Here is a 531-nt window from a genome sequence, read left to right as displayed (position 1 = left end):
AAATTACAGGCACCTACAACAGCCACAACCCCTGCTGGTGTTTATACCGACACATTCCGTGTCAATGTTACGTATTAATTTAGTTTAATCTCAACTCAATATAATTGTTTTTTAAAGGAATATTTTCATGAAGATTTTATCTAAAATTGCTTTAGCATCAGCAGCATTACTCACAGCAAGTTTTGCACAAGCAGCAACCACATCGGCGTCTATTCCTGTGAGTTTAACGATCACCCCTAAATGTAGCATCAGCGATGTAAGTTCAAATATCGTGATACCTACAGACACGACAAATGGTACAGGTAGTTTTAAAGTGACTTGTAATGCACCTTATAGCATTAAAACAGACACATCCAATACAACTAATGCCCAAACTTTTGTGAAGTCAACGACAAATCCTAGCTTTACTTTGAATACCAAAATTACAGTTGACCGTAATGGTGATGTGGTTCCTGTAAACGTAGGTACACCGTTGTCTCAACCGGGTTTAACGGTAGATACATATAATGTGAATGCAGCGTTAGTTGCGGC

General features: G+C 38.2%; 1 pseudogene. It reads left to right on the top strand.

What is annotated here, in order from left to right:
* Nucleotides 1-127: 127 nt before the first annotated feature.
* Nucleotides 128-531: pseudogene (locus tag HX124_RS18135) on the top strand (hypothetical protein); the annotation flags it as partial.

Origin of the sequence: Acinetobacter sp. 226-1 (assembly GCF_030329325.1) — a bacterium.
Taxonomy (GTDB): domain Bacteria; phylum Pseudomonadota; class Gammaproteobacteria; order Pseudomonadales; family Moraxellaceae; genus Acinetobacter; species Acinetobacter sichuanensis.
Note: the sequence above shows the minus strand (reverse complement) of the source record. Positions and strands in the feature narration are given on the sequence as shown.